Below are 15,072 nucleotides of genomic sequence, written 5' to 3'. Positions count from 1 at the left end.
GGCCCGCTCATCCGCCGCGGCCAAGCCATCATCATGCTGTCATCCGTTCTCCGCCGCCTTTTCCGTGCCGCGCTCTGGTTCGCCGCTGGCAGCGTCGTGCTGGTGCTGGTTTTCCGTGTCGTTCCGCCACCGGGGACGGCGTTGATGGTCGAGCGCAAGATCGAGTCGTGGATCGATGGCGAGCCCATTGACCTGCAACGGGACTGGGAGCCCTGGGACAGGATCTCCGATGATCTGAAGGTTGCGGTGATCGCTGGCGAGGACCAGAAGTTCGCCAGCCACCATGGCTTCGACTTCACCGCCATCCAGGCGGCCTTGGCACATAACGAACGGGGCGGAACTATCCGCGGCGCCAGCACCTTGAGCCAGCAGGTGGCGAAGAACCAGTTCCTCTGGTCCGGCCGCAGCTGGCTGCGCAAGGGGCTGGAAGTATGGTTCACCGCGCTGATCGAGCTGTTCTGGTCGAAGGAGCGGATTCTCGAGGTCTACCTGAACAGCGCCGAGTGGGATGAAGGCGTGTTCGGTGCCCAGGCCGCAGCGCGACATCACTTTGGCGTGGATGCGAGCCGGCTGAGCCGGCAGCAGGCCAGTTTGCTGGCGGCAGTGTTGCCCAATCCGCGCAACTGGAGTGCCAGCCGCCCGAGCACCTACGTGGCGCGGCGAGCCGGGTGGATTCGGCAGCAGATGAGCCAGTTGGGTGGGGATGGTTATCTGCAGCAGTTGCAGTCACGGTGATGGCGTCTGCTCCGGCCTCATCGCTGGCAAGCCAGCTCCCACAGGTCCGGTGTATGCAGTATCTGTGGGAGCTGGCTTGCCAGCGATGAGGCCTTAACAGGCAACAAAAAACCCGACCTTGCGAGTCGGGTTTTCTTTTTCCGGCTACCGGAGCGTCAAGCAGCGATCAAGGCCTTCACCTTGTTCATCGCGTTCTTCTCCAGCTGGCGGATACGTTCCGCGGAGACGCTGTACTTGGCCGCCAGGTCATGCAGGGTGGCCTTTTCCTCTGCCAGCCAACGCTGGTAGAGAATATCGCGGCTGCGCTCGTCCAGGCCTTGCAGGGCTTCATGCAGGTTGTTCGACGAGCTGTCGCTCCAGTCGGCATCTTCCAGTTGGCGAGCCGGGTCGTAGCGATGGTCTTCCAGATAGTTGGCTGGCGACTGGAAGGCACTGTCATCGTCGGCTTCGGAAGCCGGGTCGAAGGCCATGTCCTGGCCAGTCAGGCGACTTTCCATTTCGCGGACTTCACGCGGCTCCACACCCAGGCTTTCAGCGACGCGATGCACTTCGTCGTTGTTCAGCCAGGCCAGACGCTTCTTCTGGCTGCGCAGATTGAAGAACAGCTTGCGCTGGGCCTTGGTGGTCGCAACCTTGACGATGCGCCAGTTGCGCAGGATGAATTCGTGGATCTCGGCCTTGATCCAGTGCACCGCGAAGGACACCAGACGCACGCCCATTTCCGGGTTGAAGCGCTTGACTGCCTTCATCAGGCCGACGTTGCCTTCCTGGATCAGGTCGGCCTGGGCCAGCCCGTAGCCGGCGTAGCTGCGGGCGATATGTACTACGAAGCGCAGGTGCGCGAGCACCATTTGCCGAGCGGACTCAAGATTTTGCTCATAGTAGAGACTCTCGGCCAGTTCACGCTCCTGCTCGGCGGTCAGCAATGGAATGCTGTTCACCGTGTGCACGTAGGCCTCGAGGTTTGCACCCGGGACCAGCGCATAAGCAGGTTGCAAAGAAGTGGTCATACGAAAAAACCTCCGACTCACTGAACTCGTGCCCGTAGGCACTGCCATCATTGACCGGGAACCGCGAGACAAGTTCCCCTCACTTGTATAGTCAATGCCGGCAAAAAGACACTATCGCGGGGCCAGCTCACTCAGGTGGCGAGCAACCGCGATCCATGCACCGATATACCCTAACAGCACCGCCCCAAGCAAGAGCGACAGACCATCGGCCGAGGGCACACCGGCCAGGGCGAAGTCGCTGCCATACAGTCCTGAAAGGTCGACCACCGCGTCATTCAGCCAGTTCAACCCGAATGCCAGCACTCCCCAGGACAGGATCCCCGCCCCAGGCCATACAGCGCCCCCATATAAAGGAAGGGGCGGCGAACGTAGCTGTCGGTGCCGCCGACCAGCTTGATGACTTCGATTTCCGTGCGGCGGTTCTCGATATGCAGGCGAATGGTATTGCCGATCACCAGCAACAGCGCCGATACCAGCAATACGGTCAGGCCGAAGACGAAACGGTCGCCCAGCTTGAGAATCGCCGCCAGACGCTCGACCCAAACCAGGTCGAGCTGGGCCAGCTCCACATGCGGCAGTTCGGCCAGACGTTGACGCAGTGCGTCCAGCGCCGGCTTGTCGACCTCGTTCGGCGTCACCACCACTACACCCGGCAGCGGGTTTTCCGGCAGCTCGCGCAAGGCTTCGCCGAGGCCGGACTGCTGCTGGAACTCGTTCAGCGCCTGTTCGCGGCTGACGTATTCGGCATCCGCCACCCCGGGCAGTGTCCTGATCTGCTCGCGCAGCGCTTCGCCATCGCGCACGCTGGTATCCAGCTTGAGGTACAGGGAAATCTGTGCCGCGCGTTGCCAGGATCCGCCGAGCCGTTCGATATTGCTGAGGATCAACGACAGGCCCATGGGCAGGCTCAACGCCACCGCCATGACCAGGCAGGTGAAGAAACTGCCGATCGGCTGCTTGCCGAGGCGGCGCAGACTGTCCAGCAGGCTGGAGCGATGGCTTTCCAGCCAGGCGTGCAGCAGGGTGCGGAAATCCGGGCCGTCGTCGTCTTCGGCGCCCTTCTTTTTCTTCGGTTGCGGATCGGCCGGTTTCGGCGCCACCCGTTCGGATACTTTCGGACTGCGTGTCGCACTCATTGCCCGGCCTCCCCATCGCCGATCAGGCGGCCGCGCTGCAGCGTCAGCATGCGGTGACGCATGCGCGCGATCAGGGCCAAGTCGTGGCTGGCGATCAGCACGCTGGTGCCCAGGCGGTTGATATCTTCGAAAACACCCATGATCTCCGCGGCCAGGCGCGGGTCGAGGTTACCGGTAGGTTCGTCCGCCAGCAGCAGGGCCGGACGATGCACGATGGCGCGGGCGATGCCGACGCGCTGCTGCTGGCCGGTGGAAAGATCACCGGGGAACAGCTCGGCCTTGTCCGAAAGCGCCACGCGCTCGAGCGCCGAGTCGACCCGCTTGGCGATCTCGACCTTGGACAGGCCGAGGATCTGCAACGGCAAGGCGACGTTGTTGAACACGGTGCGATCGAACAGCAATTGGTGGTTCTGGAAGACCACACCGATCTGGCGGCGCAGGAACGGGATCTGCGCAGTGCTGATCTGCCCCAGGTCCTGTCCGGCCAACAGCAGCTTGCCACTGGTCGGACGCTCCATCGCCAGCAACAGGCGCAACAGGGTGCTCTTGCCGGCGCCGGAGTGACCGGTCACGAACAGAAACTCGCCCCGCCGCACCCGAAAACTCAACTCATGCAGGCCAACGTGACCATTCGGATAGCGTTTGGCGACCTGTTCGAATCGAATCATGGATGCTCCTGCTCGGCAAACAGTGCTTTAACGAAGGGTTCCGCCTCGAACGGACGCAGATCGTCGATCCCTTCCCCTACGCCAATATAGCGAATGGGCAGGCCGAACTGCTTGGCCAGGGCGAAGATCACCCCGCCCTTGGCGGTGCCGTCCAGCTTGGTCAGGGCCAGACCCGTCAGTTCGACGCTCTGGTTGAAGTGCTTGGCCTGGTTGATGGCGTTCTGGCCGGTACCGGCGTCGAGCACCAGCAGGACCTCGTGCGGCGCATCGGCATCCAGCTTGCCGATGACCCGACGGACCTTCTTCAGCTCTTCCATCAGGTTGTCCTTGGTATGCAGGCGCCCGGCGGTGTCGGCGATCAGCACGTCGATGCCACGGGCCTTGGCGGCCTGCACGGCATCGAAGATCACCGAGGCCGAGTCGGCACCGGTGTGCTGGGCGATGACCGGGATATGGTTGCGCTCGCCCCACACCTGCAACTGCTCGACCGCTGCGGCGCGGAAGGTGTCGCCGGCGGCCAGCATGACCTTCTTGCCTTCGAGCTGGAGCTTCTTCGCCAGCTTGCCGATGGTCGTGGTCTTGCCGGCACCGTTGACGCCGACCACCAGGATCACGAACGGCTTGTTTTGCGATTCGATGCGCAGCGGCTGTTCGACCGGCTTGAGCAGTGCCGCCAGTTCGGCCTGCAGCGATTTGTACAGGGCGTCGGCGTCGGCCAGTTGCTTGCGCGCGACCTTCTGGGTGAGGTTCTGCACGATCAGCGAAGTGGCTTCGACACCGACGTCGGCGGTCAGCAGGCGGGTTTCGATTTCGTCGAGCAGGTCGTCGTCGATGGCCTTCTTGCCGAGGAACAGGCTGGCCATGCCTTCGCCGATGCTGGCGCTGGTCTTCGACAGGCCTTGCTTGAGGCGGGCGAAGAAGCCGGTACGGGTTTCTTCTGCAGCAGCAGGCGCCACCACAGGCGCAGCGACGACCGGTTCAGGCTCGGCCACGACCACCGGAGCGAGCGGTGCGGGCGCTGGAGCAACCACGGGAGCGGGCGGCGGAACCACTGCGGGAGCGGGTTGCGGCGCAGGCTGGGCAGCGACGGCGGGCAGTTCGGGAATCGGCGGCGGGGGTGTCGGTTCCAGGTCAGGCACCAGCGCTACCGGCTCTTCCGGCACCGGCAGGACCAGGCTGGACTCCGGCACGGGAGGCGGTGCAACAGGCGGCTCGACAATCGCCGGCGCGACAGGCTCGGGAGCGACCACCGGCGCAGCCGCGACCGGCACCTCCGCGATCGCTGCCGGAGCAAGTTCGGGAGCGTCAGGGGCCTGGGTTTCAGGCTGTTCGACAACAGGTTGCTGGGGCTTCTTGCGCAGCCAGCCGAACAGGCCTTTCTTTTCACCGGGGGCGCCCGGCGTTTTCTTGTCGTCGTTGGAACCAAACATGGAAGACGGCTATCTCAGGGTGGCGATGCGCCAGTGCGGCGCCTCAGAATTCTTTTGTAACGCAGAACAGACTCCTTTGAAGCCGGCTCGTTCGTGCGCGTCGTCTATTTTGTCGGGGGAGCCTTTGCGGCGACATCCTCGACAGGCATGGTCGCCAGGCAACCGGATCAGTATCCTAGCACCTCCTAGCCCGCCGACGCTAAGGCCAAGCGGGCAGCCCAACAGGTTGAATCATCGATGAATGCTCTAGCCCGCCGTGCCGCCGGCCTACTGCTCGGCACGATCTGCATGCCCCTCGCGGCCTTCGCCGCCGACCCGCAACCCACCCATGAATTCATCCTCGACAACGGCCTCAAGGTGGTCGTACGCGAAGACCACCGCGCCCCGGTGGTGGTGTCGCAGGTCTGGTACAAGGTGGGTTCCAGCTACGAGACCCCGGGTCAGACCGGCCTGTCCCACGCCCTGGAACACATGATGTTCAAGGGCAGCGAGAAGCTCGGCCCGGGCGAAGCCTCGCGCATCCTGCGCGACCTCGGCGCCGAGGAAAATGCTTTCACCAGCGACGATTACACCGCCTATTACCAGGTGCTGGCCCGCGATCGCCTGAACGTCGCCCTGGAACTGGAGGCTGACCGCATGGCCAGCCTGCGCCTGCCGGCCGACGAGTTCAGCCGCGAAATCGAGGTAATCAAGGAAGAGCGTCGCCTGCGCACCGACGACAATCCGGGGGCCAAGGCCTACGAACTGTTCAAGGCCATGGCCTATCCGGCCAGCGGCTACCACACCCCGACCATCGGCTGGATGGCCGACCTGCAGCGCATGAAGGTCGAGGAGCTGCGCCATTGGTACGAGTCCTGGTACGCGCCGAACAACGCCACCCTGGTGGTGGTCGGCGACGTCACCGTGGATGAAGTGCGCAAGCTGGCCGAGCGCTGGTTCGCGACGATCCCGAAACGCAGCCTGCCGCCGAGCAAACTGCCGCTGGAACTGGCCGAGCCCGGCTTGCGCCAGCTCACCGTGCATGTCCGCACCCAGCTGCCGAGCCTGATCTTCGGCTTCAACGTACCGGGCCTGGCCACTGCGAAGAACCCGCGTGAAGTCCACGCCCTGCGCCTGATCTCCGCCCTGCTCGACGGCGGCTACAGCGCGCGCATGGCCAGCCGCCTGGAGCGCGGCGAAGAACTGGTGGCCGGCGCCTCCAGCCGCTACGACTCGTTCGCCCGCGGCGACAGCCTGTTCGTCCTTTCGGCGACGCCGAACACCCAGAAGAAAAAGACCCTGGCCGAGGTCGAGGCCGGTATCTGGAAACTGCTGGACGAGCTCAAGACCACCCCGCCCAGCGCCGAGGAACTGGAACGCGTGCGCGCCCAGGTCATCGCCGGCCTGGTCTACGATCGCGACTCCATCAGCAGCCAGGCCACCACCATCGGCCAGCTGGAGACCGTCGGCCTGTCGTGGAAGCTGATCGACAACGAACTGGACGAGCTGAAGAGCGTGACCCCGGCGGACATCCAGGCCGCCGCCCGCACCTACTTCACCCGCGAACGCCTGAGCGTTGCCCATGTACTGCCCGAGGAGCCGGCGAAATGATCCAGCCGACCATCCGCTTGTTCGCCGCCACCGCCCTGGCCTTTGCCCTCATGGCTCCGGTGCAGGCCGCTGATACCAAGCCCGCCAACACCCTGCAATCCGTCGCGGAACTGGAGGGCAAGGCGCCGCCCACCCACCGCACCCTGGACATCCAGACCTGGAACACCGCCGAAGGCGCCCGCGTGCTCTTCGTCGAGGCCCACGAGCTGCCGATGTTCGACCTGCGCCTGACCTTCGCCGCCGGCAGCAGCCATGACGGCAACCTGCCAGGCATCGCCTCGCTGACCAACGCCATGCTCAACGAAGGCGTGGCCGGCAAGGACGTCAATGCCATCGCCGAAGGCTTCGAAGGCCTGGGCGCGGACTTCGGCAACGGCGCCTACCGCGACATGGCGGTAGCCTCGCTGCGCAGCCTGAGCGTTGCCGACAAGCGCGAGCCGGCGCTCAAGCTGTTCGCCGAAGTGGTCGGCAAACCGACCTTCCCCGCCGATGCCATAGCCCGGATCAAGAACCAGATCCTCGCCGGCTTCGAATACCAGAAGCAGAACCCCGGCAAGCTGGCCAGCCTGCAACTGTTCGAGCGGCTGTACGGCAAGCATCCCTATGGGCATCCGGCCGACGGCACCGCCGAGAGCATCCCGCCGATCACCGTGGACCAGTTGCGCGCCTTCCACGCCAAGGCCTATGCCGCCGGCAACACGGTGATCGCCCTGGTCGGCGACCTCAGCCGCAAGGACGCCGAAGCCATCGCCGCCCAGGTTTCCGCCGCCCTGCCGAAAGGCCCGGCGCTGGCCAAGGTCGAGCAGCCGGTGGAACCCAAGGCCGGCCCGAGCCATATCGACTTCCCGTCCAAGCAGACCCACCTGCTGCTGGCGCAACTGGGCATCGACCGCAACGATCCGGATTATGCCGCGCTGTCCCTGGGCAACCAGATCCTCGGTGGCGGCTCGTTCGGCACCCGGCTGATGAGCGAAGTCCGCGAGAAACGCGGCCTGACCTACGGCGTCTATTCCACCTTCGTGCCGATGCAGGCGCGCGGGCCGTTCATGATCAACCTGCAGACCCGGGCCGAGCTGAGCGAAGGCACCCTGAAGCTGGTCCAGGACCTGCTGCGCGATTACCTCAAGACCGGGCCGACCCAGCAGGAGCTGGACGACGCCAAGCGCGAGCTGGCCGGCAGCTTCCCGCTGTCCAACGCCAGCAACGCAAGCATCGTTGGGCAATTGGGCGCCATCGGTTTCTACAACCTGCCGCTGACCTACCTTGAAGACTACATGCGCCAATCCCAGGAACTGACCGTCGAGCAGGTCCGGGATGCGCTGAATCGCCACCTGTCCGCGGACAAGCTGGTTATCGTTACAGCAGGGCCGAAGGTGCCGCAGCAACCGTTGCCACCACCCCTCGCCAAACCCGCCGAGCAGCCGCTCGGCGTACCGGAGCATTAATGGCCAGTCCATCCAAGCCGCACGCGGGCCAAGGCCAGTTGCGCATCATCGCCGGCGAATGGCGCAGCCGTCGCCTGAGCTTCCCCGACGCCCCCGGCCTGCGCCCGACGCCGGACCGGGTGCGGGAAACCCTGTTCAACTGGCTTGCCCCGCATATCGAAGGGGCCAAGGTGCTGGATGCCTTTACCGGTGCCGGCGCCCTGTACCTGGAAGCGCTGTCCCGCGGTGCCGGCGACGCCGTGGCCGTGGACAGCAACCCGGCAGCCATCGCCAGCCTGAAGAACAACCTGGAAATCCTCCGCTGCCCGCGCGGGCAGGTGGTGCAGAGCGATGTCCTGCGCTATCTGCAGGGCGAGGCGAAGCAGCGGTTCGACGTGGTCTTCCTCGACCCGCCGTTCCATCAGGATTTGCTGCCGAAAACCTGCGAGTTGCTGGAAAACGGCGGCTGGCTGGCTGATCACGCCTGGATCTACACCGAAAGCGAGGCCGCGCCATCGTCCCTGGCCCTGCCGGGTAGCTGGCGCCTGCACCGGGAAAAGAAAGCCGGCCAGGTGCACTACGCACTGTGGGAACGCGGCTGATCGTCATCTGTCCGTCATACGGCGCGGCAGCTGCTGCAACCAGCACATACACTGGTTGACAGAGCTGCCGCGTTTTTCCGAGTGATGTCCTATGTCCACGTCTTCCTTCACGCCCGCAACGGGCCTGCGCAATCCTCACCTGCAAACCCTCTGGGGGCCTCTGTGGCGCAAATCGTTGCCCCTGGCTCACCAGCGCGAGCGCCTGTGGCTGGCCGATGGCGACTTCCTCGACCTGGACTGGGGCGGCCCGCATCGCGCCGATGCGCCGCTGGTGCTGGTATTGCACGGACTGACCGGGTCGTCGTCCTCCCATTACGTGCTTGGCTTGCAGCACGCCTTGCAGGCGCAAGGCTGGGCCAGCGTGGCGGTGAACTGGCGCGGCTGCTCGGGCGAACCGAACCTGCTCGCCCGCAGTTACCACTCCGGCGCCAGCGAGGACCTGGCCGAGGTGATCGCCCATTTGCGCGCGCAACGGCCCTCGGCGCCGTTGTACGCGGTGGGTTATTCGCTGGGCGGCAATGTCCTGCTCAAGCACCTGGGCGAAGCCGGCTCGGCCAGCCAGTTGCAAGGCGCCGTGGCAGTGTCGGTGCCGTTTCGCCTCGACCAGTGCGCCGACCGCATCGGCCTGGGTTTTTCCCGGGTCTACCAGCGGCACTTCATCCGCGAAATGATCAGCTACGTGAAGACCAAGGAGCGCGACTTCCTCCATCGCGGCCATCACGAAGGCCTCGAAGCCTTGTCCCGCCTCGGTCCGCTGACCAACATGCGCACCTTCTGGGACTTCGACGGGCGCATCACCGCGCCGCTCAACGGTTTCAGCGATGCCCACGACTACTACAAGCGCTCGTCCAGCCGCTATTACCTGGGCGAAAACCGCACGCCGACGCTGATCATCCAGTCCAGCGACGACCCCTTCGTGTTCCGCCACAGCCTGCCCGAGGCCAGTGAACTGGCACGCACCACCACCCTGGAGCTGCATAGCCACGGTGGTCATGTCGGATTCGTCGATGGCAGCCTGCGCCAGCCGGGGTACTACCTGGAACGGCGGATTCCCGAGTGGCTGGCGCAACTGGGCTGATCAGTCGCCGGTAGCGACCTGGCGCTGCGGGTCGGTGATCCATTCGCTCCAGGAGCCGGCGTACAGCGGTGCCAGCGGGTAGCCAGCGAGGCTCAGGGCAAACAGGTTATGGCAGGCGGTAACGCCGGAACCGCAATAGGCCACCAGTTCTTCGGGCTTGCGTGAACCCAGCAATGCGGCGAAACGCGCCTTGAGCTGGTCGGGCGGGAGGAAGCGCCCGTCGCTGCCAAGGTTGTCGGTGAAAGCCGCGCATTGCGCACCCGGAATATGCCCCGCCACCGGGTCGATCGGTTCCACTTCGCCACGGAAGCGCGGCAGGGCGCGGGCATCGAGCAGGGTCAGGGCCGGATCGCCCAGGCGCTCGCGCAATTGCTGGGCACTCACCAGCAGCTTCGGATCGGGCTTGCCGCTGAAGGTGCCTTCGTGGCGCTCCGCCGGATCCAGGCTCAACGGCAGGCCCGCCGCGTGCCAGGCCTTCAGCCCGCCATCGAGGATGAATACCCCGTTGCGTTTGCCAAGCCAGGCCAGCAACCACCAGGCGCGGGCGGCGAAGGCACCGGGGCCGTCGTCGTACAGCACCACGTCGCTGTCATTGCTGATGCCCCACTGCTGGAAGCGCTCGATCAGCCGCCCGGGCTGCGGCAGCGGATGACGCCCGGTCACACCCTTGACCACCGGCCCGCTGAGATCGCGCTCCAAGTCGGCGAAATGCGCGCCGGCGATATGCCCCTCGGCGTAGCTGCGCTGACCGTAGTCAACGTCCTCCAGGGCGAAACGACAATCGAGAATCACCAGCTTCGGCTCGCCAAGGCGTTCCGCCAGTTGCCGGGGTGCAATCAGTTGCGCGAGGGGCATGACAGTCTCCATATCGATTGAAAGGGCACGCTACTGCTCCAGCGCATGCTGCAGCGGAACGTGGAATTCTTCGCACAGCGCGTCCACCGCCGGCTTCGCCGTGGCGGTGACATAGCCGAGCTCCAGCACCAGTACCTGATAGACACCACGCTTGATGGCTTCTTCACTCAGGTGGGCGGAATTTTCCCGGGTGGTGCAGAGAAAGCGCACCCAGGACGTCAGGATGATCCAGGTATTGAGCGTCAGCGCTTCGATCTGCACCGGGGTCATCTCAAGGATCCCGGCGCTGACGAAACCCTCGTAGATGGCCTGGCCCTGCAGCAGGCAGCGCTGGGAAAAACGCCGGTAACGGTCGGCCAGCGCCTTGTCGCTGTCGAGCAGGTGTTCCAGGTCGCGGTGCAGGAAGCGGTAGTTCCACATCGCCGCGAGGATCGCCTGCAAATAGAAACGCTTGTCTTCGACCGTGGCCAGGCGGCCCTTGGGCGGGTGCAGGAAGCTCTCGACCTGTTCCTCATACTGACTGAACAACTCGGCAATGATTTCCTGCTTATTGGCGAAGTGGTAGTACAGGTTGCCCGGCGAAATCTCCATGTGCGCGGCGATGTGGTTGGTGCTGACACTGCGTTCGCCCTGCTGGTTGAACAGTTCCAGGCTGTTTTGCACGATGCGCTCGCGGGTCTTGATGCGCGGGGCCATGACACGGGTTCCGGATTCATGAGCTTGAATGATGGGTTGATCTTACGGCGTCGGTCGGTGGGTTGCATCCATGGCATCTGTGGGGGATTCACCGCGGACCCTGTGGGAGCTGGCTTGCCAGTGATGAGGCCCTCAAAGCCATACAAAACCAGAATTAGAGTATATGCTCTAGCCCAAACAACAAATCACGGAGGCCCCGATGCCCCAACTGGACTGGCTCGACACCCTGTTCGCCGACCAACGCGCCGCCTTCGCCCGCCTGCCCATGCCGCCCCTGGCCCAGCGCCGGCAGTGGCTCAAGGCACTGCGCCAGGCCCTGATCGCACGCCAGGACGAGCTGGTCGCCGCCATCGACCAGGACTTCGACGGCCGCAGCGCCGACGAGACCCGGCTCGCCGAACTCATGCCCAGCGTGCTCGGGCTGGCCCACGCGGAAAAACACCTGTCGCGCTGGATGAAACCTGTCCGTCGCGCCGTCGGCCTGGCCTTCCAGCCTGCCAGCGCTCGCATCCACTACCAGCCGCTGGGCGTGGTTGGCGTCATCGTGCCGTGGAACTACCCGCTGTTCCTCGCCATCGGCCCGTTGACCGGCGCCCTCGCCGCCGGCAACCGGGTGATGCTCAAGCTCAGCGAAGCCACTCCGGCGACCGGCCTGGTGCTCAAGTCCGTGCTCGAATCGGTGTTTCCCGCCGACATGGTCTGCGTGGTCCTCGGCGAGGCCGAAGTGGGCGAAGCCTTCTCGCGCCTGCCCTTCGACCACCTGCTGTTCACCGGCGCAACCAGCATTGGCCGCAAGGTGATGAGCGCCGCCGCTGCCAACCTGACCCCCGTGACCCTTGAGCTGGGCGGCAAGTCTCCGGCCATTGTCTCGAACACAGTGCCCCTGGCCGACGCCGCCGAACGCATCGCCTTCGGCAAGACCCTCAACGCCGGGCAGACCTGCGTCGCCCCCGACTACGTGCTGGTGCCGCGCGAGCGCATCCCGGGCTTCATCGACGCCTACCGCGACGCCGTTCGGCGCTTTTATCCGCAAATCACCGGCAACCCCGACTACACGGCGATCATCAGCCCGCGTCACCTGGCCCGGCTCAACGGCTACCTCGACGACGCCCGCCGCCAGGGCGCGCGGATCACCAGCCTGTACCCGGAGGAAACTCCAGCGGACCGGCGCTTGCCGCCGCTGGTCCTGGAAAATGTCAGCGATGCCATGCAGGTGATGCAGGACGAGATCTTCGGCCCCTTGCTGCCGGTGGTGCCCTACGACCAGATCGACGATGCCATTGCCTACGTCAACCAGCGCCCGCGCCCTCTGGCCCTGTACTACTTCGGCTACGAGCGCGGGGAGCAGCGCCTGGTACTGGATAACACCCATTCCGGCGGTGCCTGCCTCAACGACACCCTGCTGCATGTGGCCCAGGACGACCTGCCGTTCGGCGGCGTCGGCCCGTCAGGCATGGGGCACTACCATGGTTTCGAGGGTTTCCAGACCTTCAGCCAGGCCAAGGGCGTGCTGGCCAAGCAGCGCCTGAACCTGGCGCGGCTGATCTACCCGCCCTACGGCAAGCGCCTGCAACAGCTGGTGTACCGTTTCTTTATTCGCTGATCGCTGCATAACAGGCCCACAACAATGACAACACGCCTGCACCAGGCCGCCGCGCTGAACCGTCGCGGCCTGCTCAAGTTCAGCCTTGGCGCCACGCTGTTCCTCGGCGGCGCCAGCCTGGTCGGTTGCAGCCCCGCAACGGCGGCACCCGGCTATCGCATCCTGCGCGACGACGATCTGCCGATGCTGCGGGCAGTCACGCCGGTGGTGCTGCAAGGTACCGCAGCGCCGCTCGAGCAGGTCCTCGCCCGCCTCGACGAAGCCCTGGCCAGCCTGTCGCCGGAAATGCTCAAGCTGACCCGGCAACTGTTCGATGTGCTTGCCCTGCCTTTCACCCGAGGTCCGCTTACCGGTATCTGGGGCCCGTGGCAGCAGGCATCGCCGCAGGCTATCGAAGCCTTTCTCCGGCGCTGGCGCGACAGCTCGCTGAACCTGCTGCGCCAGGGCTATTGCTCGCTGCTGCAACTGCTGCTGATGGCCTGGTACAGCCTGCCCGGATCCTGGGGCGCGTGCGGTTACCCCGGCCCACCGAAGATCTGAACAAGAGCCTGACCATGCCCGTATCCGACCCGTTCCGCGAAGGCCTCGCCCGCGGCTGGAAAGCCCGTGACGCCTCGGCCCTGGATCACCACCTGGACCTGGAAACCGATATCGCCATCATCGGCAGCGGTGCCGGCGGCGCCACCAGCGCAGAGCTACTGAGCGCTGCCGGCTACCGGGTGCTGCTGATCGAAGAAGGTCCGCTGAAAACCAGCAGCGACTTCCACATGCTGGAGAACGAGGCCTACGCCAGCCTTTACCAGGAAGGCATCGGCCGCCTCAGCAAGGACGGCGCGATCACCATCCTTCAAGGCCGCGCGGTAGGCGGCACCACCCTGATCAACTGGACCTCCAGCTTCCGCACACCGGAGCCGACCTTGCGCCACTGGGCCAGCACACATGGAGTCGAGGGCCATGGCGTGGACGACCTCGCCCCCTGGTTCGAGCGCATGGAGCGGCGCCTCGGCATCGCGCCCTGGCAGATGCCGCCCAATGCCAACAACGACGTGCTGCGCCGGGGGTGTGCGGCGCTGGGCCTGGACTGGAAGGTGATCCCGCGCAATGTCCGCGGCTGCTGGAACCTGGGTTATTGCGGCATGGGCTGTCCGGTGAATGCCAAGCAGTCGATGCTGGTCACCAGCATTCCAGCGGCACTCGAAGAGGGTGCAGAACTGCTCTACCTGGCCCGCGCCGAATACCTGGAGCACGACGGCGAGAGGATCGAGGCGTTGCACTGCGTGGCCATGGACCCGCAATGCGTGGCGCCGACCGACCGGCGCATCCGCGTGCGCGCCCGCCACTACGTGCTGGCCGGCGGAGGCATCAACAGCCCGGCGCTGCTCCTGCGTTCCAAAGCGCCGGACCCGCACCGGCTCCTCGGCAAGCGCACCTTCCTGCACCTGGTCAATTTCAGCGCCGCGCGCTTTGCCGAGCCGGTAAACCCGTTCTACGGCGCACCGCAGTCGATCTACAGCGACCATTTCCAGTGGCGCAACGGCATCGACGGGCCGATGGGCTACAAGCTGGAAGTCCCGCCCCTGCACCCGGCCCTGGCCGCGACCCTGCTCGGCGGGTTCGGCGAGGACAATGCCCTGCGCATGGCCGACCTGCCCAATACCCATGTGATGCTGGCCCTGCTGCGCGACGGTTTTCACCCGCAGAGCATCGGCGGCAGCGTGGAGCTGCGCAGCGATGGCTCGCCGGTGCTGGACTATTCGGTTTCGCCGTACGCCTGGGACGGGGTGCGCCGGGCCTTCCATAGCATGGCCGAAATCCAGTTCGCAGCCGGCGCCGAAAGCGTGCAGCCGCTGCACGCCGCCAGCCGACCCGCGCACAACCTGGCCGAAGCCAGGGCAATGATCGATGGCCTCGATCTGCAACTGTTCCTCACCCGCCTCGGCAGCGCCCACGTGATGGGCGGTTGTGCGATGGGCAAGGACCCGGCCCAGAGCGTCTGCGACAGCCTGGGCCGCCATCACCAACTGGAAAACCTGTCGATCCACGACGGCTCGCTGTTCCCCACCAGCATCGGTGCCAACCCGCAATTGTCGGTGTACGCCATCGCCGCGCGCCTCAGCCAGTTGCTCGGCGAACGCCTCGCAACCCCATCCGGCGACCTTGTCCATAGTGCCTTTGGCCGATGATGGCGACTTGGCCCGGGCGTATCGGCTGCGCTACCATCCGAGTCCCTAACGCACTCCTGCCA

General features: G+C 65.3%; 13 protein-coding genes and 1 pseudogene. 8 read left to right on the top strand and 6 right to left on the bottom strand.

Going from position 1 to position 15,072, the window contains the following annotated elements; genetic code table 11:
• The first annotated feature begins 33 nt into the window (after positions 1–33).
• The gene (gene mtgA, locus CSV86_RS27410) at positions 34–735 is read left to right on the top strand and encodes a monofunctional biosynthetic peptidoglycan transglycosylase (protein ID WP_009396785.1); all 702 of its coding nucleotides are present in this window, start codon (positions 34–36) and stop codon (positions 733–735) included.
• 155 nt (positions 736–890) lie between these two features.
• Here the strand turns inward: mtgA and rpoH are convergent, their stop codons facing one another.
• From rpoH to ftsY, 4 genes and pseudogenes are all read right to left on the bottom strand, one after another.
• Positions 891–1,745, bottom strand: coding sequence for an RNA polymerase sigma factor RpoH (gene rpoH / locus CSV86_RS27405; protein WP_009396783.1), 855 nt, complete (start codon positions 1,743–1,745; stop codon positions 891–893).
• Positions 1,746–1,856: 111 nt separating this feature from the next.
• A pseudogene (gene ftsX / locus CSV86_RS27400) lies at positions 1,857–2,881 on the bottom strand (permease-like cell division protein FtsX).
• Entirely contained in the window at positions 2,878–3,549 is a 672-nt protein-coding gene (gene ftsE, locus CSV86_RS27395) for a cell division ATP-binding protein FtsE (RefSeq protein WP_009396779.1), read from the bottom strand. The pseudogene ftsX and the gene ftsE overlap by 4 nt, the downstream one beginning before the upstream one ends.
• Entirely contained in the window at positions 3,546–4,979 is a 1,434-nt protein-coding gene (ftsY, locus tag CSV86_RS27390; RefSeq protein WP_009396776.1) for a signal recognition particle-docking protein FtsY, read from the bottom strand. Before ftsY ends, ftsE begins: the two co-directional genes overlap by 4 nt.
• 237 nt (positions 4,980–5,216) lie before the next feature.
• On the opposite strand from ftsY, the gene CSV86_RS27385 reads away from it, so the two are divergent.
• The 4 genes from CSV86_RS27385 to CSV86_RS27370 all read left to right on the top strand — a co-directional run bounded on the left by CSV86_RS27385 (position 5,217) and on the right by CSV86_RS27370 (position 9,673).
• Positions 5,217–6,569: a M16 family metallopeptidase gene (locus CSV86_RS27385; RefSeq protein ID WP_009396774.1), complete on the top strand. Its 1,353-nt coding sequence runs from the start codon at positions 5,217–5,219 to the stop codon at positions 6,567–6,569.
• Positions 6,566–8,014: a M16 family metallopeptidase gene (locus tag CSV86_RS27380; protein ID WP_009396772.1), complete on the top strand. Its 1,449-nt coding sequence runs from the start codon at positions 6,566–6,568 to the stop codon at positions 8,012–8,014. The genes CSV86_RS27385 and CSV86_RS27380 overlap by 4 nt, the downstream gene beginning before the upstream one ends.
• Complete coding sequence (gene rsmD, locus CSV86_RS27375) at positions 8,014–8,595, top strand: 16S rRNA (guanine(966)-N(2))-methyltransferase RsmD (RefSeq protein WP_009396770.1); 582 nt, start codon at positions 8,014–8,016, stop codon at positions 8,593–8,595. Before CSV86_RS27380 ends, rsmD begins: the two co-directional genes overlap by 1 nt.
• A gap of 91 nt (positions 8,596–8,686) precedes the next feature.
• Complete coding sequence (locus tag CSV86_RS27370; protein ID WP_037059395.1) at positions 8,687–9,673, top strand: hydrolase; 987 nt, start codon at positions 8,687–8,689, stop codon at positions 9,671–9,673.
• On the opposite strand, the gene CSV86_RS27365 is transcribed toward CSV86_RS27370, so the two are convergent.
• Together CSV86_RS27365 and CSV86_RS27360 are read right to left on the bottom strand one after the other, a co-directional pair.
• Positions 9,674–10,528, bottom strand: coding sequence for a sulfurtransferase (locus CSV86_RS27365; RefSeq protein WP_009396766.1), 855 nt, complete (start codon positions 10,526–10,528; stop codon positions 9,674–9,676).
• Positions 10,529–10,558: 30 nt separating this feature from the next.
• The gene (locus CSV86_RS27360; protein WP_009396764.1) at positions 10,559–11,224 is read right to left on the bottom strand and encodes a TetR/AcrR family transcriptional regulator; all 666 of its coding nucleotides are present in this window, start codon (positions 11,222–11,224) and stop codon (positions 10,559–10,561) included.
• Between the two features lie 199 nt (positions 11,225–11,423).
• Here CSV86_RS27360 and CSV86_RS27355 point away from each other — a divergent pair, with 199 nt between their 5' ends.
• From CSV86_RS27355 to CSV86_RS27345, 3 genes are read left to right on the top strand one after another with little or no spacing between them, the layout of a single operon-like run.
• Complete coding sequence (locus CSV86_RS27355; protein ID WP_009396762.1) at positions 11,424–12,827, top strand: coniferyl aldehyde dehydrogenase; 1,404 nt, start codon at positions 11,424–11,426, stop codon at positions 12,825–12,827.
• Positions 12,828–12,881: 54 nt separating this feature from the next.
• Positions 12,882–13,367, top strand: coding sequence for a hypothetical protein (locus tag CSV86_RS27350; protein ID WP_037059463.1), 486 nt, complete (start codon positions 12,882–12,884; stop codon positions 13,365–13,367).
• A 14-nt stretch (positions 13,368–13,381) separates the two neighbouring features.
• Entirely contained in the window at positions 13,382–15,010 is a 1,629-nt protein-coding gene (locus tag CSV86_RS27345; protein WP_009396758.1) for a GMC family oxidoreductase, read from the top strand.
• Positions 15,011–15,072: the final 62 nt, after the last annotated feature.

This window comes from Pseudomonas bharatica CSV86 (assembly GCF_000319305.2).
GTDB classification, from domain to species: Bacteria; Pseudomonadota; Gammaproteobacteria; order Pseudomonadales; family Pseudomonadaceae; genus Aquipseudomonas; species Aquipseudomonas bharatica.
The sequence above is the reverse complement of the archived record's forward strand: the minus strand, read 5'-3'. Positions and strand labels throughout refer to the sequence as shown.